The sequence below is a fragment of the Stenotrophomonas sp. STEN240 genome (genome assembly GCF_056756175.1).
This window is the reverse complement of the sequence record NZ_JBRRBO010000026.1, coordinates 12,913-31,144: the sequence shown is the minus strand read 5'-3', so window position 1 is coordinate 31,144 and position 18,232 is coordinate 12,913. Positions and strand designations below refer to the sequence as shown.

General features: G+C 61.9%; 18 protein-coding genes. 13 read left to right on the top strand and 5 right to left on the bottom strand.

The annotated features are described in order from the left end of the window. Positions 1-288: 288 nt before the first annotated feature. The 3 genes from ACVOKO_RS12445 (at position 289) to ACVOKO_RS12435 (ending at position 2,208) form a co-directional block, all read left to right on the top strand. A complete protein-coding gene (locus ACVOKO_RS12445; protein WP_430980770.1) occupies positions 289-489 on the top strand; it encodes an integrase core domain-containing protein in 201 nt (66 codons plus the stop codon). Positions 490-707: 218 nt separating this feature from the next. Beyond that, positions 708-1,730: a hypothetical protein gene (locus ACVOKO_RS12440; protein WP_346499220.1), complete on the top strand. Its 1,023-nt coding sequence runs from the start codon at positions 708-710 to the stop codon at positions 1,728-1,730. A gap of 214 nt (positions 1,731-1,944) precedes the next feature. Further along, on the top strand, positions 1,945-2,208 hold the full coding sequence (locus tag ACVOKO_RS12435; RefSeq protein ID WP_346499219.1) for a TFIIB-type zinc ribbon-containing protein: 264 nt from the start codon (positions 1,945-1,947) through the stop codon (positions 2,206-2,208). 100 nt (positions 2,209-2,308) lie between these two features. Here ACVOKO_RS12435 and ACVOKO_RS12430 read toward each other — a convergent pair whose 3' ends face one another. Then, positions 2,309-2,857: a hypothetical protein gene (locus ACVOKO_RS12430; RefSeq protein ID WP_346499241.1), complete on the bottom strand. Its 549-nt coding sequence runs from the start codon at positions 2,855-2,857 to the stop codon at positions 2,309-2,311. Between the two features lie 25 nt (positions 2,858-2,882). On the opposite strand from ACVOKO_RS12430, the gene ACVOKO_RS12425 reads away from it, so the two are divergent. The 5 genes from ACVOKO_RS12425 to ACVOKO_RS12405 all read left to right on the top strand — a co-directional run bounded on the left by ACVOKO_RS12425 (position 2,883) and on the right by ACVOKO_RS12405 (position 7,980). Continuing rightward, positions 2,883-3,632, top strand: coding sequence for an MFS transporter (locus ACVOKO_RS12425; RefSeq protein ID WP_346499218.1), 750 nt, complete (start codon positions 2,883-2,885; stop codon positions 3,630-3,632). Between the two features lie 106 nt (positions 3,633-3,738). Then, positions 3,739-4,443 (top strand): hypothetical protein, encoded by a 705-nt coding sequence (locus ACVOKO_RS12420; protein WP_346499217.1) that lies wholly within the window; start codon positions 3,739-3,741, stop codon positions 4,441-4,443. 135 nt (positions 4,444-4,578) lie between these two features. After that, positions 4,579-5,280: a hypothetical protein gene (locus tag ACVOKO_RS12415; RefSeq protein ID WP_346499216.1), complete on the top strand. Its 702-nt coding sequence runs from the start codon at positions 4,579-4,581 to the stop codon at positions 5,278-5,280. Positions 5,281-5,517: 237 nt separating this feature from the next. After that, positions 5,518-6,969, top strand: coding sequence for a DUF4919 domain-containing protein (locus tag ACVOKO_RS12410; protein WP_346499215.1), 1,452 nt, complete (start codon positions 5,518-5,520; stop codon positions 6,967-6,969). Between the two features lie 96 nt (positions 6,970-7,065). Continuing rightward, the gene (locus tag ACVOKO_RS12405; RefSeq protein ID WP_346499214.1) at positions 7,066-7,980 is read left to right on the top strand and encodes a DUF2268 domain-containing putative Zn-dependent protease; all 915 of its coding nucleotides are present in this window, start codon (positions 7,066-7,068) and stop codon (positions 7,978-7,980) included. A gap of 472 nt (positions 7,981-8,452) precedes the next feature. Here the strand turns inward: ACVOKO_RS12405 and ACVOKO_RS12400 are convergent, their stop codons facing one another. Continuing rightward, complete coding sequence (locus ACVOKO_RS12400) at positions 8,453-9,571, bottom strand: alkene reductase (RefSeq protein WP_346499213.1); 1,119 nt, start codon at positions 9,569-9,571, stop codon at positions 8,453-8,455. A 462-nt stretch (positions 9,572-10,033) separates the two neighbouring features. Here ACVOKO_RS12400 and ACVOKO_RS12395 point away from each other — a divergent pair, with 462 nt between their 5' ends. After that, complete coding sequence (locus tag ACVOKO_RS12395) at positions 10,034-10,681, top strand: hypothetical protein (RefSeq protein ID WP_346499212.1); 648 nt, start codon at positions 10,034-10,036, stop codon at positions 10,679-10,681. Positions 10,682-10,823: 142 nt separating this feature from the next. On the opposite strand, the gene ACVOKO_RS12390 is transcribed toward ACVOKO_RS12395, so the two are convergent. Continuing rightward, positions 10,824-11,639 carry a carboxylesterase family protein gene (locus tag ACVOKO_RS12390; RefSeq protein WP_346499211.1) on the bottom strand — a complete coding sequence of 272 codons (816 nt, stop codon included), beginning with the start codon at positions 11,637-11,639 and terminating at the stop codon, positions 10,824-10,826. 258 nt (positions 11,640-11,897) lie between these two features. Between ACVOKO_RS12390 and ACVOKO_RS12385 the strand changes: the two genes are divergently transcribed. Continuing rightward, positions 11,898-13,037 carry an alpha/beta fold hydrolase gene (locus ACVOKO_RS12385; RefSeq protein ID WP_346499210.1) on the top strand — a complete coding sequence of 380 codons (1,140 nt, stop codon included), beginning with the start codon at positions 11,898-11,900 and terminating at the stop codon, positions 13,035-13,037. Positions 13,038-13,122: 85 nt separating this feature from the next. Continuing rightward, complete coding sequence (locus ACVOKO_RS12380; RefSeq protein ID WP_346499209.1) at positions 13,123-13,782, top strand: glutathione S-transferase family protein; 660 nt, start codon at positions 13,123-13,125, stop codon at positions 13,780-13,782. A gap of 176 nt (positions 13,783-13,958) precedes the next feature. Here ACVOKO_RS12380 and ACVOKO_RS12375 read toward each other — a convergent pair whose 3' ends face one another. Both ACVOKO_RS12375 and ACVOKO_RS12370 read right to left on the bottom strand, forming a co-directional pair. After that, positions 13,959-15,149 carry a multidrug effflux MFS transporter gene (locus tag ACVOKO_RS12375; RefSeq protein WP_346499208.1) on the bottom strand — a complete coding sequence of 397 codons (1,191 nt, stop codon included), beginning with the start codon at positions 15,147-15,149 and terminating at the stop codon, positions 13,959-13,961. A gap of 181 nt (positions 15,150-15,330) precedes the next feature. Then, the gene (locus ACVOKO_RS12370; protein ID WP_346499207.1) at positions 15,331-16,308 is read right to left on the bottom strand and encodes an HPP family protein; all 978 of its coding nucleotides are present in this window, start codon (positions 16,306-16,308) and stop codon (positions 15,331-15,333) included. Between the two features lie 176 nt (positions 16,309-16,484). On the opposite strand from ACVOKO_RS12370, the gene ACVOKO_RS12365 reads away from it, so the two are divergent. After that, on the top strand, positions 16,485-17,276 hold the full coding sequence (locus tag ACVOKO_RS12365; protein WP_346499206.1) for a hypothetical protein: 792 nt from the start codon (positions 16,485-16,487) through the stop codon (positions 17,274-17,276). 132 nt (positions 17,277-17,408) lie between these two features. Then, positions 17,409-18,104: a TorF family putative porin gene (locus ACVOKO_RS12360; RefSeq protein ID WP_346499205.1), complete on the top strand. Its 696-nt coding sequence runs from the start codon at positions 17,409-17,411 to the stop codon at positions 18,102-18,104. Positions 18,105-18,232: the final 128 nt, after the last annotated feature.

Below are 18,232 nucleotides of genomic sequence, written 5' to 3'. Positions count from 1 at the left end.
TTTCCCGGGTACCGTGCGCTTACCCGGGCTACGGACTGATCTGTGCTCGACGGGTGATTTGCTTACGGTTCGCGGTGAGAAAACAGGGGTCAGATTCGGGTTTACGCTCTGGCCCTCGTTCGTTAGGCGGCCTTGTTTTTCTAGAATGACGGTCGCCGCTTCCGGGTGCTGATCGTGGTCGATCGCTTCACCCATGGGCCTTTCGTGGACCAATCACTGCGCGCGGGACATGCGGCCAAGGCAGTGACAAAGCTGGCGGCACAGCGCGGATCGCCAGCCGCCATCAAGATGGACAGCGGTAGCGAGTCAGCAGGGAAGGCGATGGATCGATGGGCCTATGAGAATGGCGTGGAGCTGGACTTCTACTGCATAGGAGCATCGACCGACAACGCACTTGTAGAAAGCTTCGACGGCCGTCTACGGCAGGAATGCCCGAATGAGTGTTGGCTCTTGTCCCTGGCAAACGCAAGGAGCAAGATCGAGAGGTGACGGCGCTCCCATAACGAGGAACGCACACTGACCGTGCAATCGGATGGACAACTCCTGAGAGATCTGCCACGAAACGCGGTGCCAAAGCAAATTCCAAGGTTCCGTAGGACGCCGAATTTTTCCACTTTGAAGTGCATCAGGAATCGGGGGTCACAGGCAGCACACTCCCGCGTTTGGCGGCTGTTAAAAGCCGGGGGTGATTAGCAATGGAGGCAATCATGAAAATGGCATGCATATTGCTTATTTCTATCACTGCAACGCAGGTAGCACTGGCGCAACAAACGAAATGCGATTCACCGCTCAGATTTACGGGAAGAGACAATACCTCTGAACAGCAGCAGCGCACATTCCGCTCTCTTGTTTACGACGAAATATGTTCCGGGAAATCAGCGAAAGCTGAGCTTGATTTCAAATCATCGTCCACCGCGATTGTTGAAATGGTTCCGCTGAAATCGGCTTTGAGTTTTGGAGGCCGCAAAGAGAAGGCAGAGCAGATGTGTAAGGAGCATTATGACGAAGTATCTGAGGGCACAAGATTTGCTAGGTCATCCTCCTTAGTCGTAAGGGAGGCGTTTCAAGCCTACGGCGTTTGTATCGCAATGGAGCAGGCAGATGTGCAGGTCAACTTCGACATCATGAGGCCAATGTTCGCCGTTAGGGTTGCGCGGGGCCGCAGAAATGCAGAGTTCAATGGGATCGTAATTCAGCCTGAAAATGCTGCGAAGTGCACCATGACACAGAGCAATGGCGGAGTGTCGGAACTGGTTGAAGTGGGGCCGTCGACTTCGTTTGCGTTGACGGAGCGTGAAGTGGCAATTACATGCGCTAAAAACATACAAGATGGGCGTATTCCGGCAATTGCGGCCTACATAAAAACATCAGAAAAGAGCCTGCCACTGTCGTTGGAGCCAGACTTCGAATATACGCCTGCATATGCGAGTCAAATGCGTGATGAGCTTGGCGCGTTGAAAGCGTCATTTGAGAAGGCTCTTGGAGCCAGGGACGCACGTTTTGAGCAGATCGGTCATTTTCGAAGTGAATCAAAGACTCCAATCGTTATGACGGGTGGTAGAGGATGGGACAAGCTTGAGGTTTGCCCTCTGGGACACTACGTCGCAGGGGTAGGCGCCCACGGCGGGGGAGGTGGTAGATTTTGTTACAACTGTGTTGAGACAGTTAAATTCGTATGCGAGCCATTCGTCGCTCCTGCGCAATCAGGGGCTACAAACGAAAATCTGTAGGTTTCTCACGGCGACGCTGGTGAGATGCATGGCGAAAATAGCGAAAATTGGGTCAGAGTCGGGTTGCCGCTCTGACCCGTTTCGTTCAGAACGTGGGAGCCCGCCATGATCTTTCCGAAGCGCTTGTCCAGCCGGCATCAAGCGCATGACCCCTTGATTTGTCACTGTGCCGCACCAACGTCTTAACTTAGGCCAGCGAACGAGGAATGGAACAATGAAATGCCCCATCTGTACGGACGTGAATTTGACCATGTCCAACCGGCAAGGAATTGAAATTGACTATTGCCCACAATGCCGTGGCGTTTGGCTGGACCGGGGGGAGCTGGACAAATTGATAGAGCGATCCGTTGCCGATGTGCCGCAGGCCCGTCAACCGGAGCCGCGTAACGTCAGCCCGCCCCAATACGATTCGCGTGACTCCGGCTATTACAAGCACAAGAAAAAGAAGGGCCTGCTCGGCGAGCTTTTCGATTTCTAGCAGATTGGAAATGATGTCGGTTCAAAAGTGAAAATGGCCAGAGTCGGGTTTCCGCTCTGGCCATTTCGCTTAGAAGTCCAGGGGCTTTCATGGTTGGCACTCAGCTGGATCTGTTGTGCGGGGAGTCGACAACAGCATCAGCAAGCCGCCCGGCTTCGATGTTGAGCAGGCATCTTGCAAACAGGTAGAAACGATAGGCATCGGCGAAGTTCGAGCCAAGCCCAAACGAGACGCGGACCGCGCCGCAGTTTCCCTTGTTGAGGATGTTCTCGTCGAAGCTCCGGCAGTCGAGGATCTTCTCGGTCTTGTCGAGTTCGCAGTGTTCGGCGCCTGCGGTGGTGTAGGTGGCTTGTTGCACGGCGCCCAGGTTGCAGAAGCAGCCGTTGCGCACGCTGATGCCGAAACACTCGGCAGCCTGCCGGACCAGTGAATGCGGAAAGACGGCGTTGTAGCAATCGAAGAAATTCAACATCACCGTCGCGCCCTTGTGCTCGGCCGAAGGGCCGTAGACGCGGCAGAGTGGTGCCTGGCTTTTGATGTCGTGCCGAAGCTCCGCGAGCTGTGCTTCCAGCCACCTTGCCAATATGCATGAGCGCGCGCCAAGTTCCTCCAGCCCGAGCTGGGCGATGAACTCAAAGCCATGCGCGATGGTCGGGAACGCCGCGTAGTTGGGCGTGCCGACTTCGAAGCGCTGTGCTACTCAATATTGGGGGGACGTCGGGCGCAGCGTCTACGCGGTGGCCGCGCTGGCGATGTTGCTGTTGGCGGGCTTGCTTTATCGGAAGCTGCCGCGTTCGCCAGCGACCGCAGTGACAATGCGATACGCGCGACTGATCGGGACGATGGCGCGGCTGCTGCGGCAAGACCGGGTTCTACAGATTCGCGGTGTACTGGCATTGCTGATGTTCGCCGCATTCAACATTTTCTGGAGCGCGCTGGTGCTGCCGCTTAGCGCGCCACCATATGCGTACTCACACACGACTATTGGCGCATTCGGATTGGTTGGCGTGATCGGCGCGCTGGGCGCAGCCGGTGCAGGCCGCTGGGTAGACAAGGGGCGTGGTCAGACCGTCACCGCGATGGCGCTGCTGGTGCTGTTGCTGGCGTGGTGGCCGTTGTCGCTGATGTCGACTTCGCTGTGGGCATTGGCGCTCGGCATCGTCCTGCTGGACCTTGGCGGGCAGGCGCTGCACGTGACCAACCAAAGCATGATTCTACGCGAGCAGTCCCACGCGCACAGCCGATTGGTCGGGCTGTACATGCTGTTCTATGCGGCAGGTAGCGGGGTGGGGGCGATCGCCACCACGGCGGTCTACGTACAGGCAGGCTGGAGTGGCGTCTGTACGCTTGGTGCAGCTACGTGTGGCGTCGCTTGTCTGTTCTGGTTGGCTACCCGGCGGTTGATGCCAGGGAGACGGCGATAGGGCGGGCGCTGTACCGGACGCCTCTAGGCCCTGATTCGTTGCATGCCAATCAACATTGTTGCGGGTTGCGATATATGCTCATCGTTGCCGGATAAAAGGGGATGGTATGGACACCAGTACAAAAAAGCGGTTTTCTTTTGCCGCGTTGGATCAGCGGCTGCGCGATATACCTGATGGTCCGGCGGGAATGTTGAACACACCGCCATTTCTGAAGGTGTTGAATGTGGTTGCCTTCGTAGGCGCATTGGTCGGAGTCTTGCCGTACTTCCTGATCAAGTGGATGGTGCCTGCTGAATGGATGGTCTGGGTAGTCAAAAGCGGCTTGGTAGTTCTTATCGTGGCCGGGCTTCCTGGTTTTCTAAGGAATTGCGGGGTAATGGGCCTTGGTGTTTGGCGGTGGCGCGATGATCAGGTTCGGCAGCTGGATCATGATCGCGATTATTTCGAGTGCATCCTGGACTGGTTGAAAGGCTTCAGCCCTGCGGAGCTTGCGCGCAGCGAACGCATTGCGCGCCTCTCCCTGGCGCAGTTGACGGCGAAAATCGGGTTCTTGGCCGGAGGCTTGGATAAGCTCGGATTGCTGCCGGTATTTGTCTCAGCTTTCCTCTTCATGCGGCAGTGGAGCGATCTACTTGCCATGCCCGCTTGGCAGGTCATTCTGGGCGCTTTCCTGGTTTTGATATACGTAATCATCAGCAGCGCCAATCTCATGCGTATCCGCCTACAGCTCTACCAAAGCCTGCTGATCGAGGCAGATAAGCGGAAGGAATCCCCGCGGGTTGAAGGCGGCGATGCCAGTACGCCCGGATGAGGCGCGGAAGTCGATTGGGGACGCAGATTCTGGTGATCAGAAGAGCTGACAACCAGTCTGCCGCGCGCATTCTTTTGCTGGAACCCAGAAGCTACAATCCGCTCATTCCCGCAGGCGTCACTGGGAATGGATGCAATGGACCGATTACCTGGGGTGAACATGAAAGTAGGGCTGTTGTGGGTGGGGTTGCTGATGGGCTCGTTGTTGGGTTGCAAACAGGCAGCAGTGCCGCCTGCTGAAAATGAGGGCGCCGATGTTGCTGCGCCGGCCCAGGATGCGACGGCGCCTGCACACGCGGAGGCTGCAGGCGAGGGTGAAGATGGCGAGTCCGCTCCGTATGAGGTAGGCGACAGCGATATTCCAACGCCCGCAGGCTTCGATTACGCGCCCAGCTGCGAGGAAAATCCGCTGGCGACGCACTTCTTCACCCTGGTGGGCGGCAATACCGTGGACAACTGCGGGCGCGCCGACGCCAAACTGACTGCAGCATTCGACGCATTGCTGAAGGAAGCGGCGCAGTACGACGTTGCTGACCCGGATACACCGTCGCAGCGTGAGCGGTTGCTCAGTGGGCCCAGCGCGCCTGGCGCGCCGAAGACGCTGGGCCCGGAAACCTGGTGGTTCTACACGGCCTGCCAGGCGCACCAGTGCGATACCCATCAGCTGGCCATGCTTTACCAGCCCGACTACCCCAAGTTGGTTGGTCGTCTGGTTTCGCATTGCAAAGTGAGTTGGTTGGGCAACCCCACCGCGGAGCAGCGTGCGCTTATCGATGAGACCAAGCCGGTGGATCCTGCCCTGCTGAAAGACGATGCGCCGTGCGAGGAAGCGTACTGAGTGCGATACGCAGTTTGGCAAAGCGTGTGTTGATGCCTCCGCTGGCGGTGGAGGCATAAGCTTGGCCGACTGCTGGCAAGGATCAGGCGCGGTTGGCTGAGGGATGCAACGCCCATGGTGGGCACCGCAGTGCAGAGCTTCACAAGGAGATGTGGAATGGCCGGGAAACGTATCTGGAGCTTGCGTGGGCTTTGCGTCGCGATTGCACTGTGTGCGACGACTTCGTCGGGGTTGGCAATGCAGCAGGCATCTGTGCCGCCGCCGGCCGCGCTGGTGCCCGTTCCTGCGCATCCGGATGAAGCTGCTGCCCGACAGACCGCACGGCGCTATCAACAGCTGCTCGCCGACTACCGCTGGCAGCTGATGTCCGCGAAGGACCGGGAAGGCAATCCGCGCACCTGGTTTGCCAGCGGCACCGGCGTGCCGGGTTTGGAGTTCAGCAAGGAAGAAAAGGACGCGGCTGCCGAGCCGTCGCTGTTGCTGCATAGCCAGCTTTGCCAGCGGCAAGTGGATGGTTGGCTGGTACTGCGCCGCTATCAGGTGCAGGGCGCCGATCCGCAGCGTGAAGTGGCCTGGCAACTGACGCTGCGCGGGGACGCCTATATGCGCAGGCCGCCACTTACCTGCAGGACGTCGCCTTATAACGCCGAGCAGCGCTTGCTGCAGATGCTCTCCGGTGGTCATGCGCTGCGCATGCGCATCGATCAGCCGAACAAGGGTGGGCCACAACTGGAAGTCGATGATGGGTTCGGTGGCCTGCTGCGTTTTCAGGGCACATTGCTCGCTGAGAACCAGCGTCACCATCTGCAGGGCGTGGAAACACTGCTGCAGGTAAAGGAGACCGCTGCTCCCTGCGCCAGCACCTGGTCGCCCGGTGAGCGCTGCCTGCTGTTCCGCGAAGTGAGGCTGGATGCTGCGGGCGAGGCCGCTTCGGCATGGAACGACACCGTGCTTGCTGTGGATCGCTACACACATGTCGCCGGCACGGATGTGATGCTGCGAGTGAGGCCTTACGGAAAGGCAAATGCCGGCCCAAACGCGCTACGCGCTTACCGAGCGCAACATCTGCTGTGGACACGCGGGGAGGCGATGCCGACCGTGGCAGGAGTGAGCGCAGCGGCGGTACTGGAGCCGGAGCAGCCAACGTTCTTCCCGAAGCTGCTGTTGCGTTTTGCTGCACGTGATCGCAGCCTTGCCGGGAAGGACTTTACCCATCTGTACTATGGCAACTGGCTGCAGCAGGTGCTGGGGCCCCGGCGTGCCGGTGCCAGCGAGCTTGCCGGTGGTGAGGAACTGGCTGCGCTGGAAAGCTATCTTGAGCTGCGCGGGCAGGTGGCCACACTGGACAAGGCGGATAGCTCGTCGGCAGTGCGCCAGCAGCGCTACCGGGACTTTCTGGTTAGCCATCCAATGCATTTGAATGCGCTGGAGGACCTGGCCGGCGCTGGTGATGCCGATGCGCGATTTGCCTTCGAAGGGTTGCTGCAAGCCATCAAGAGCAGCGGCGACGGCCAGGCTTGCGAGTCGCCATGGATAGTCACTTCCTCCGCTGACATCGGCGTGCTGCTGAGGCATCTGAAACTTGAACGCGACCACGCCGCCGATCGCACCTTGGGCGATGGCTGTGTGCGGGTCGGCGCCGAGGCGGATGCGAGGTACTTCCTGGTCCTGGATGCCCATTCGTCTTGAGCGGGCCGGTCGCATCGCAATGGTATGGCCGTCCGGGTTCGGGGCCTGGGTTCGGTGGCATGATTGGGTGATTACTTGACCGTGGATCGGACGCATATGCGCGCTGTAGCAATAGCCTTGGCAACCCTGCTGGGCAGCAGTATCAACGCGGCAGCAGCGCAGGATGCCAGTGTTGTCATCGAGACCGGCGATGTCGACCGCTTCTATCGGATCTATGACGCCGCGGGTGGCCACCCGCGCGCAGATACCTTGCAGCGCGACTACCTGGATCAGGGTTCGGAGGGGCTGCAGCGGCTGGCGCGGTTGCGCAATGTCACCGGCCAGTCAATTGCCGACGCCATCACCAAGCGCCCCGAGATGTACGTGCAGGCACGCGATTGCGGGGACGTACTGCCGCGTGTGCGCGAGCGCCTGGCGGTTGCGCTGGGCCGGTTGCAGCAGGCGTATCCGCAGATGCGGTCGGCACCGATCACCATTGCAGTCGGTCGCGGCAAGCCCGTTGGCGTAGGCTCACGCGAGAGCGGCGTGCAGATTGGGCTGGAGGCCCTGTGCGCCAATCCGTGGATGAACCCGGATGTGGAAGACCGGTTCGTGCGCGTGGCGGTGCATGAGTACGCGCATGTCCAGCAGGTGGTGGCGTTTTCCGAAGCCGAGGGCGTGACCGTGCTGGCTGCCGCACTTGAGGAAGGCGCGGCGGAGTTCGTGACCGAATTGACGACCGGTGCGGTGTCCTACGCTTATATGGCCGGGTTGGTCTCGGGCCGCGAAGCCAGCATCGAGACCGCGTTCGCCGCCGACATGGACAAGACCGAGTTGTCGGATTGGCTCTACAACAGCACCCCCGATAAACCTGCCGATCTGGGTTACTGGGTTGGCTATCGCATCGTCAAGGCGTATTACCAGCAGGCCGACGACAAGCAACAGGCACTGGCCGACATCTTCGAGATGCGCGATCCCAAGGCCTTCCTCGCGCGCAGTGGCTGGCGCCCGGGTACTGCGCTGGGCCAGTAGCACGCCAGGACCGGGTATGCGCAGCGCAGCTGGCCAAGAGGGAGGGGCTTGCTCGAAGCGACGCTTGGCGAGGGCGGTTGGGCGCGGAGGCCGGAGCTTTGTATGCAGGGGTTGATTGCGTGCAGTTCTAGCGCTGTTGTGGCTTGCGCTGCGTCGCTCATGAGAAGTGATGTTCACCTTTTGGGAGCGACGTCAGCCGCGAAGCTGGAATTCTGTGCGTACCAGTGCGCTGCGCAGTTGCAGAGAGCGTGCGGCTGTTAGGTCTGTGGCTTCGCGGCTGATGCCGCTCCCACAAGAGCGTTAACAGTCTTGCCGCGTAGCGTGCAGATTGTAGGAGCGACGTGAGTCGCGAAGCCGCGAAACCATGCGCATCCACGCGCTGTGCAATTGCGCAGAGTGCGTGGCGTGTGGATCCGTGGTTTCGCGGCTTACGCCGCTCCTACAGGAACGCTGTACGGACGGAGCCTGCTTGTCAGCCTGCGGCGTTGTACGGCGGGTAGTCGATGTAGCCCTTGCCGGTGCCGCCGTAGAACGTGGTCGGGTCTGCCTTGGCCAGCGGGTAGCCGTTACGCAGGCGCTCGACCAGGTCCGGGTTGCTGATGAACGGCACGCCGAAGCCGGCCAGGTCGATCAGGCCTTCGTCGATCAGCGACTCTGCCGATTCGCGGTCCAGCCCGCCTGCCAGAATCAGGCTGGTTTCCGGCAGCTTGCTCTTGATGGTCTTGAGCAATGCATTGAAGCCGGCCTGGCTGGGCTCGGTACGCGAGAAGCCGGCCTGGTTCATCAGGTGCACGAACGCCAGCTTGCGCTTGCCGATGGCCTCGGCAAGGGCGGTGTAGGTTTCATCGGTCTGTGGATAGGACGGCATATCGAAAACATTGCCGTAGGGCGACAGGCGAATGCCGGTGCGCTCGGCACCGATGCGCGCAACGATGGCATCAATCACTTCCAGGGTGAAGCGGATGCGGTTCTCCAGCGTTGCTGCCGAGTACTGGTCATCGCGATCATTGATCAAGGGATTGAGGAACTGCTCATGCAGGTAGCCGTTGGCGCCGTGGATCTCCACGCCATCAAAGCCGGCATCGATCGCGTTCTGTGCGGCCTGCGCGAAGTCTTCGACCACGCGTGCGACTTCTTCGGTGCCCAGCTGGCGCGGAGCCGGCGGATCAACCATGCCGGGCTCGCCACTTTCGGTATAGCCGAAGGCCTTGGAATTGGCAGGCTGCTTGCTGCTGGCGCTGACCGGCGCGCGTCCATCGGCCTGGATGGACGGATGCGACATGCGGCCTACGTGCCACAGCTGGGCGACGATCTTGCCACCCAGTGCATGCACCGAGTTGGTGGTCAGGCGCCAGCCTTCAATCTGCTCCGGGCTGTAGATGCCGGGGTTGAACAGATAGCCTTGGCCTTCGCGCGAAATGGGTGTGCCTTCGCTGACGATCAGGCCTGCGGTGGCGCGCTGTGCGTAGTACAGGGCAACGCGTTCGTCGGCAATGTCGTCCGGGGCCCGCGAGCGGGTCATGGGCGCCATCACAATGCGGTTGGACAGCGGGATGCCGGCCAGGTTGTACGGTTCGAAAAGCTTGCTCATTTCGGTATTCCAGGAATATTTCAGGGGGAGGGCAACGGCCGGTAGCACGCCCTTGCAGCTGCAATGCGACGGGCGCGGCAGCGCGGACTGCTTGAACATGGGCACGGATACGGGCCACCTCAACCGGACAGTGTGGAAAAGAGAGTTGCGGCTGCGGCAACATTCAAGCCGGTGCCGGCGATTGCGGCGGGGTGCCAGCGTTGAAGCGAGGCCGCGCCAAGCGGCGTTGTGCCTGCAATCTCAGGGCTGGGGGCGAATGGGATCATTGGCAGCGCGTTGTAGGTCGCTGCCACAGCTTGGCCCCTGCCGCCTTATTCGGATGTCCCTGATTCACAGGCCTGTCATGCGTTTGCGCAGTTGAAAGCGATCCTTTCCTAGCCCTGCGGCCACATCGCAACCATTGATCTTGCCTATTAAGGGCGCAACCCATACGCTCACCGCTGCCTACACAGGGGATGTTGCATGGCTGCTCGTGGCTTTCTGCTTTCCACTTCCTTCGCCTTGGTATTGGCTGCCTGCGCAGCAGCGGAACCGCCCGCGCCAGGGTTGCCCAGTGCCAATGCCGGGCAATGCCAGAAAGACACCGACTGCAAGGCAGACCGCATCTGCGAGCAGGGCAGCTGCACGGCGCCGCAAGCCAAGCCTGTTGAACAGCAGCCGGCATCAATCAATGCCGACGCCGGCGTGCAGCCTGTTTCAGCCGAAGACGAAAAAGTGGCGCTGACCGCTGCCGTTGCCGCCTATATCGCCCAGAGCAAGCGGGAGGAGATCGAGACCTCGTTGATCGAGTCCGATGCGTTCCGCAAGCTGGTGCGCGGCGATATCAACGGTGATGGACTCGCCGACCTGGCGGCAAGCACGTTGTTCGCGATCGAAGGCAGCAATACCGACTTCCAGCATCTGTTCGTCTTCCAGCAGCGCGAAGGAAAGCTGGTGTTGATTGATAGCAGCGCGGCGGATGCGGGAAAGCTGGCGGACTTTGATATTGCCGGCGGCCATCTTCAGGTGAGCTACCTGGACTATGCCGAAGAGGATTCGCGTTGCTGCCCGAGCATCGAGTACAAGAAGCAATTCGTCGCCGCCGGCGACAAGCTCGTGCTGCGGAACTGATCCGAAGCCAATAGCTTTGTGGGAGCGGTGTAAGCCGCGAAGCAGGCAATCTACCCGCGTGCTCGCGATGGCAATCCCGGCGCTACTGGCGCTGCCGTTTCACGTGGTTTGGCCGCCTATGTTGCTCCCATAATCGCGGCGCTCAACGATGTTGTTGGAACAACCAGTCGCGCCATTCGTTGCCCGGGTAGATGTCGGCCGGTGGCGAATGCGCCAGCCCGGCATATTCCCGGAGCTGGATCTGTCTGCCACCGGCTGCATGCACGGCTGCGACAAAGCGTCGGTCGGAAGTGATGGGGTTTTCTTCGTCGGCACTGCCGTGGATGGCCAGCACCGGCAGATTCCTGAAGGCGTCGGCCTGTGTATTGGCCGGGGCGATGCCGGAGATGGGTACGATGGCGGCCAGCAGCTCAGGCTGCAGCGTCGGCGCCAGCCAGGTGGCTGATCCGCCCATCGAGAACCCCAGCGCGTAGATGCGGCGGTGATCGACTGGATTGTCGGCGGCAATGCTGCGCGCAAGCTTCAGTGCGGCAGCCAGTACCGGTGAGGCCTGCGCGGATTGATCGGGTGTTGCCGGGCCGTAGTTGGCGCTTCTGATCGGGAACTGCGGTACCAGGACGTAGGCTGGATACCGCTGTCGGATCTGCGGCATGGCCCAGCTCCGCGCCAGCCGATCAAGCTGGCTGCTGTTGTCAGTGCCGATGCCGCCGGAACCATGCAACTGGATGACCAAGGGATAGCGTTCACCCGCGCGCAGCTGTGCCGGCCGCAATAGTCGATAGGGGATCACCACGCCGTCATCGGCGAGGAAACTGCCGGTTTCGAACTGGCGTGTGTCCACTGCGGCGACCACGTCGCCGCTCAATGGCGCTATCCCGCTGATGTGCGTGATGGTGGCGCCGCCATGCGTGCACCCGGCGAGCACCGCCAAGCCGATTGCGAGATGGTGCTTGCGCATGTTCCAACGCCGTTGACCCAGGATGCGGCCGATTGTAAGGGCGGCAACCATCGCAGCGGCGCGAGATTATCTTATGGCAGCCATGAGGCAAGTCGGCGGTGGGGACGGTGCCCGCTGCGAAGTGGGTGCACCCGATTACGGTTGGTGCACGTGGTTTGCAGGGGCGCCTGGCTTGGCGGCTTGCGTCGCTCGCACGCACCGTGATCGTTGCCGGTTTGAGCTAGCATCAGCGCACCGGGTGCCCAGGGACTGGAACGCATGAAGATCACGATGATGCGCTGGCTGTTGTTGCTCATGTGGCCGTTTGTGGCCAGTGCGCCGGTGCTTGCGGCGCCAGGCAAGCTGCTGGAGGCCAAACCGGTCGGCGGCGCACCGGCAGGGGCCAAGGCTTGGCGCATCCGTTACGAAACCACCGATGTTGATGGTGATCGCACCCAATCCACCGGCGTGTTGATCGCGCCGGATGGCGTGGCGCCGGCGGGCGGGCGCGAGATCGTCGCCTGGGCGCATGGCACGGTGGGCATTGATTCGGCTTGTACGCCCATCCGCACGCTGGATCAGATTCCGGGCCTTGCGCAGATGCTGGCGCGGGGCTGGGTGGTGGTGGCCAGCGATTATCCCGGGCTGGGCACGCGTGGGCCGCATGCCTATCTGGCCGGTGACGCCACTGCAGCGGCGGTATTGGACTCGGTGCGGGCAGCAAGTGGATTCGCCGCAGCCGCTGCCGGTCGCCAGTTCGCGGTGTGGGGGCATTCGCAGGGCGGGCACGCGGCGCTGTTCACCGCACAACGGGCGCGTTCGTATGCGCCGGAACTGCAACTGCAGGGTGTGGTCGCGGTATCGCCCCCCACCGACCTGGCCGCGAACATGCAACGCGCCGACGCCACCGTGCGCGGGCTGTTGACGGCGTTCACCGCACGCAGCTGGTCCAGGGTCTACGGCGCTGATCTGTCCACCATTGCCAACAAGGCCACGCAAGGTGTGATCGAGCGCGCCACGCGTGGCTGCGAAGGCGATCCGTTCTCTGCCGCCGCCCTGCTGCGGCTGCTGCGCCTGCGTGCGCGCCTGGGCAGCCTGGACCTGGCGGGGCGTGCGCCCTGGGACAGCTTGATGGCACGTAATTCGATCACCGCATTGGCGGCGGGTTCGCCACCGCTGCTACTGGTGCAATCCGACGCTGATGGCCTTGTGGCCACGCCGGTGACACAGGCGTTCTACGCAAACAGCTGCCAGCGCGGCGTTGTTGCGCGTTACCTGCGCCTGCCGGATACCGGCCATGCAACGACCGCTATTGCCTCCGCCGATCAGGCCATTGCCTGGATTGCCGAGCGTTTCAGCGGCCAGCCTGCGGCCAACGATTGCCCTGCTGTGACGCCGGATCGCGGTGGAAGTGGTTGAGCTTTTCAAGCTCGTCGGTGTGTGATGTTCATCCGTCGCCAATGCATCATCGTTGTCACGCTGCTGTAGTCACGGAGGTCTCGCCATGTCGCTGCTGCTCTATGGTCACCCGTTCTCCTCGTATACGCAGAAGGCGCTGATTGCGCTGTACGAGAACGCCATCGGCTTCGAGTTCCGCTTGTTGGGCCCGGACACCCCCGAGCACATCGGGCAATGGCTGCAGCGTTGGCCGCTGGGCAAGTTTCCGTTGCTGGTTGATGGTGACCACAGCGTGGTGGAAACCAGCGTCATCATCGAATACCTGCAGCTCAAGCATCCCGGCCCAGTGCGATTGCTGCCCGAGCTGCCAATGGCCGCACTGGATGTGCGCTTCCATGACCGATTCTTCGACCTGCACGTGATGAGCCCGGTGCAGCATGCGGTGGCCGGTGCCATGACTGGCGACGATGGCAAGCGCGAAGAGGCGCGCGCGTTTGCCGTGCAGAAGCTGGAGTTGGCCTATGCCTGGTTGGAAAGCCAGCTGCCGGGCCGCACATGGGCCTGCGGCGATGTGTTCTCGCTGGCCGATTGCGCAGCCGCGCCGGCGCTGTTCTATGCCGACTGGGTGCAGCGTATCAGCGACGATTACCCGTTGCTGCTGGACTACCGCCAACGCCTGCTGCGACGCCCTTCCTTCGCGCGTGCGGTGAACGAGGCACGCAGCTACCGCCATCTGTTCCCACTGGGCGCCCCCGACCGCGATTGAGCGCCGCTTGCTGCGGGTAAGGTCAGTGTTATCGGTAGTCGATACTGATCCGGCTTGGCGTACCCAACACGCCGCTGCGGGCTCTGCTGAAATTGCCGAGGCTGTGAGCACGCGCAGCCGGAAAGCCTTGTGCGGCGCCCTTGGTGAGCCTGCCAAGGGCGCGTCCGAGTACCGGCTCAGGCCTCGATGCGGCGTGGAAACAGCAGCAGGCAGATGGCCGCTGACAGCGCCGCGCATGCGGCCATCACCGTCACCAGGCCTATTCCGCCCAGATGGGCCAGGGAACCGGACACGGCGGTAATCAAGGCACCGGCACCGAACTGCAAGGCGCCCAGCAGCGCAGAGGCCGTCCCTGCATGCTGGCCTTGTTGCATCAATGCCAGTTGGCTGCCGGTCGGCATCAGCAAACCGAGCAATGCCACCGTGATGAACAAGCCGGTGCACAGCAGCGGCAGGGCGTTGATGCCGGCCAGCATCGCCAGCAACAGCGTGGCCAACACGCCGAAGTAGGTAAGGGTGACGATGCGATATGTCTTCAACGCCCCCATGCGTGCGTGCAGGCGTGGATTGAGGATGGCGGCGACCACCAGCCCGGCGGCATTGAGTGCGAACAGCAGGCTGAACTGCAATGGCGACAACTGGTAGTAGCGGATGAACACCGTGGAAGACCCGGCGATATAGGCAAAGAAGCCTGCCTGGGCAATGCACAGCGCCATTGCAAACGGCAGGAAACGTTTGTCGCGCAGGATCTGCAGGTAGGTGTGCGCCGTACGCCCAAGCGCAAAGCCGGCACGTGCTTGAACGCTGCGTGTTTCCTGTAGCAGCACGGCGACCACGATGGCGACCAGCACGCCCCAGGCGGCCAGCGCCCAGAAAATCAGCCGCCACGATTCCAGTGACTGCAACGCGTTGCCGGCCAGCGGCGCAAGCACCGGGCACAGTCCCAGTACCGCCAACACCATCGACATCAGTTTTCCCATCGCCGCGCCACTGAAGGCATCCTTGATGATGGCAAATGCGATGACCATGCCGATCGAGCCACCCAGGCCCTGCACGAAGCGCAGCCAGTGGAGTTGCTCGATGCTGCCGGCCAGCGCGCATCCCACCGAGCCCAGGCTGAAGATCGCCAGGCCTACATGGATAAGCGGCTTGCGCCCGAATTTGTCGGAGAGCGGGCCATAGGCCAGTTGGCCCAGCATCAGGCCGAGGAAGAAGGTCATCAGGCTGAACTGGATGGCGCCGGCGCTGGTGCCGAAGTCGTTGGCCATCGTGGGAATGCTGGGCAGGTACATATCGATGCCGAGCGGTCCGGTCGCGCAAAGCGCGGCCAGCACCAACGGCATGCTGCGCGGTCGCAGAATGCTCATGGGAGGGAAGAAGCGAGGGGTGGGGCGGTTGATTATCCGCCGTTATGCGCGTGTTGTAAGACTTGAAAAACAGCTGGAAATCAGAGCAATCGGCGGATTTTCAGCGTGGTCGAATGGGCTTGCGGATGAGCGACGACTGTGAGCAATCGCCGCCTTTGCCAGGCGTCTGCGGCCATCTGCTTCAATCGTTGCCCAGCTTGGCCCAGCGTCCGCCTGGGCGCAGTGTCACCTCGAAACGCGCCCATTGGCGCAGCTCGGCGGCGGTGGCATGGCCGATATCACCGATGCCATCGCCGGCTACCACGGCGTACACCAGGCGATCGGCGGCCGGCCCCGACAACGCCGGTGTTACCGATACCCGGCGCACGCTCCAGGCGCGGCCCAGGCGGCCATTGCTGTAGCAGTGGCCGGCTTCGATCTGGTCCGGATGCAGTGCATCGCGTTCGGCATGCTGCTTGGCCAGCTCCAGCAGCTCGGTCAGGTTTTCATCGGTGATGTCGACGAAGGAGTTGAGCTGGCCGATGGCGGCATGGAAGTCTTCCTGGGTCAGGTCCACGCGGCGCTGTGAGGAGGGCACAACGGCGGTCTGCTGCCGCAGCCGGTGCAGATGCACCGGGTAACGCCGCCAGGCGAAGCAGGCGTTGAACGCGACCCCCGCGAGCAGGATGGCGGCGACATTGATCGCCACCGGCGTGAGCAGGTAGTGGTAGCCGAGCGCATGCACGTCGCTGCCACCAATCACTGCGGCAAGTGCGGTGGCGCCGCCGGGCGGGTGGATGCAGCGCAGATAGTGCATCGCGCCGACTGCCAGGCCAACGGCCAGGGCGCCGGTCCAGGCCTGTTCGGGAAACATCAATTGGCAGCTGACGCCAATGAACGCCGACACCAGATGGCCGGCAATCACCGCCCACGGCTGCGACAACGCGCCGTGTGGCACCGCGAACACCAGCACCGCGCTTGCCCCCATCGACGCCAGCAGGATCGCGCCGCCCGCATGGTTGAAACCGCCGGGGAAGCACCAATGGGTGATCTGGTACACCACGCTGATGCCCAGCAACGCGCCCAGCGCCGAGATCAACTTCTCACCGTGGCTGGTCTGGTTGCGTTCGATGCTCAACCAGCTGCGCAGGGTATGCAGGGGCGTATGGCTGTACTTCATGGCGATAGATGGGTGCAGGGGACACTATTCTGCCGGGTTTCGCGCTGCGCATATGAGTCCAGATGAGGGCAATGGCCGTTGACTGATGCGGATTTGTTTGGTCCTCATGCCGGCATCGCATGCGCGCGGTTGCTGAAGCGTTACCATGCGGCGGTCTTGGTTTAGTTGTTTGCGTGATGATTTTTGGACCGTTGATCTCGTGGCCGTTCCTGTTGCTGGTGTGGGTGCTGCCGCTGGTAGGTGCAGCGGTCGCAATTGGCCTGTTTGTGCAGGTGCTGTACTTCCTTCGCCACGGCGAAGGCGGCTGGCGCGCCTTCTTCAACTGGAAGACGCGGATCAGCACCATCTTCGTAGTGCTGGTGGCGGCGTGGGTGGGTGTGCTGGGCTACAAGCTGCTGCAGTTCAAGCGCGAGTTCGATATCGAGGCCTGGCAACGGGCGAGTCGTGCGCAGTTCGTACTCGAGCGTGACTTTCAATATGGCGATTTCACGGCTCCCAAGGGCAGCCTGGTCAACCGCCGCGATGTATTCGATAACGGCGAGCCGCAACGTGCGCTGGGATTGCGTGGTTTGGATGCGCTGCAGTTCCCCGCGCCGGTGCAGCTGGCCGGCCTGTGGGTAAGCGCGCTGGAAATGACGCCCGGGCGCATGCGGCTGGCCGCTGATCAGCGCATCAGCCCGGTCTATCACCCCGACCCGGAGAGCGGGGATTGGGTGCTGGATAGCTCGCGTGCGTTCATCGATTGCAAGGCCGGGGAGAATGTCTGGTTCAATGCGCCGCTGATCGATTACGACATCCAGGCTGAATTCCTCATCGGCGAGCCCGATGGCGCGGCAGCGCGCTTCAAACCAAGTCAATGGCAGTTCACCCGCTGTGAAAGCGATTGGGTGCCGATGGAGATCAAACCGGCATTCGCTGAGCCGATGCCGGCGGGAGGCACCCGCCAGGTATTCATCGTGCAGGACTGATCCTGGGCAGCGGTACAGCGGTTTTACGCAGATTTGATGCAGATACGGGTCTGCCGCCATCGCCGGTTTATGTGTGCGGCGGGAACAATTCCGCATCGCCGCGCAGCTCGCGTGGCCGCCTTCGGAAAGCCCATGGAAACCCGCCGTGCTTCGTTGTGTCTCGCCACCCTTGTTGCCCTCGCCGCCAGTGCCGATGCATTGGCCATCGACACCAGCGGCAGCGCCGTACTGACCAGTGATTACGTATGGCGCGGCTCCAGCCAGAGCCAGGGCGATGCTGCAATACAGGCAGGCTTTCGGTTGGCCGGCGCCTATGGGGCGTACGCCGCTGTCTCCGGTTCCAGCGTCGAGTTCGCGCCGGAAACGCATGCCAGCAGCGAGCTGGACTTCATCGTCGGCTGGAACGGCAAGCTGGCTGGTGCGTGGACGCTGGACGCCAACCTGCTGCACTACCGCTACCCCGCCACCACGGTCGACCTCAACTGGACCGAGCTCAACACCACGCTGACCTGGAAGGACAACTATTGGCTGTCGCTGGGCTGGTCACCGCAGGCGCTGGGAACTACGCAGGACGGCTTGTACAGCCAGCTCGGGGTACGTGTGCCGGTGTCGCCGCAACTGCGGCTTGAAGCCGCTGCTGGTTGGTACCAGCTGCAGGATGCGGCGGGCGGTGGCTACGCACACGGCCAACTCAGTGCGATTTGGTCGGTGGCTGCCCCGGTGGAGCTGCGCCTGAGTGGGCATTTCACCGATCAGCATGCGCGGGAACTGTTTGGCGACAACGCCGCAGGCACCCGCTGGGAAGCTGCCGTGCAGGCATCGTTCTGATGGCCGTCAGTGCTGTGGCTGTGGGAGCGGCGTAAGCCGCGAAGCTGACATAAATGAACGATCAACTTATCTGTGATCTGAAGATGTATGAGCTTCGCGACTGACGTCGCTCCTACAACAGTTCATTG

Coding starts and splice junctions, on each gene's coding strand:
- ACVOKO_RS12445 (WP_430980770.1), top strand. CDS start 289: ATGGACAGCGGTAGCGAGTCAGCAGGGAAGGCGATGGATCGATGGGCC.
- ACVOKO_RS12440 (WP_346499220.1), top strand. CDS start 708: ATGAAAATGGCATGCATATTGCTTATTTCTATCACTGCAACGCAGGTA.
- ACVOKO_RS12435 (WP_346499219.1), top strand. CDS start 1,945: ATGAAATGCCCCATCTGTACGGACGTGAATTTGACCATGTCCAACCGG.
- ACVOKO_RS12420 (WP_346499217.1), top strand. CDS start 3,739: ATGGACACCAGTACAAAAAAGCGGTTTTCTTTTGCCGCGTTGGATCAG.
- ACVOKO_RS12415 (WP_346499216.1), top strand. CDS start 4,579: ATGGACCGATTACCTGGGGTGAACATGAAAGTAGGGCTGTTGTGGGTG.
- ACVOKO_RS12410 (WP_346499215.1), top strand. CDS start 5,518: ATGCAGCAGGCATCTGTGCCGCCGCCGGCCGCGCTGGTGCCCGTTCCT.
- ACVOKO_RS12405 (WP_346499214.1), top strand. CDS start 7,066: ATGCGCGCTGTAGCAATAGCCTTGGCAACCCTGCTGGGCAGCAGTATC.
- ACVOKO_RS12400 (WP_346499213.1), bottom strand. CDS start 9,571: ATGAGCAAGCTTTTCGAACCGTACAACCTGGCCGGCATCCCGCTGTCC.
- ACVOKO_RS12395 (WP_346499212.1), top strand. CDS start 10,034: ATGGCTGCTCGTGGCTTTCTGCTTTCCACTTCCTTCGCCTTGGTATTG.
- ACVOKO_RS12390 (WP_346499211.1), bottom strand. CDS start 11,639: ATGCGCAAGCACCATCTCGCAATCGGCTTGGCGGTGCTCGCCGGGTGC.
- ACVOKO_RS12385 (WP_346499210.1), top strand. CDS start 11,898: ATGAAGATCACGATGATGCGCTGGCTGTTGTTGCTCATGTGGCCGTTT.
- ACVOKO_RS12380 (WP_346499209.1), top strand. CDS start 13,123: ATGTCGCTGCTGCTCTATGGTCACCCGTTCTCCTCGTATACGCAGAAG.
- ACVOKO_RS12375 (WP_346499208.1), bottom strand. CDS start 15,149: ATGAGCATTCTGCGACCGCGCAGCATGCCGTTGGTGCTGGCCGCGCTT.
- ACVOKO_RS12370 (WP_346499207.1), bottom strand. CDS start 16,308: ATGAAGTACAGCCATACGCCCCTGCATACCCTGCGCAGCTGGTTGAGC.
- ACVOKO_RS12365 (WP_346499206.1), top strand. CDS start 16,485: ATGATTTTTGGACCGTTGATCTCGTGGCCGTTCCTGTTGCTGGTGTGG.
- ACVOKO_RS12360 (WP_346499205.1), top strand. CDS start 17,409: ATGGAAACCCGCCGTGCTTCGTTGTGTCTCGCCACCCTTGTTGCCCTC.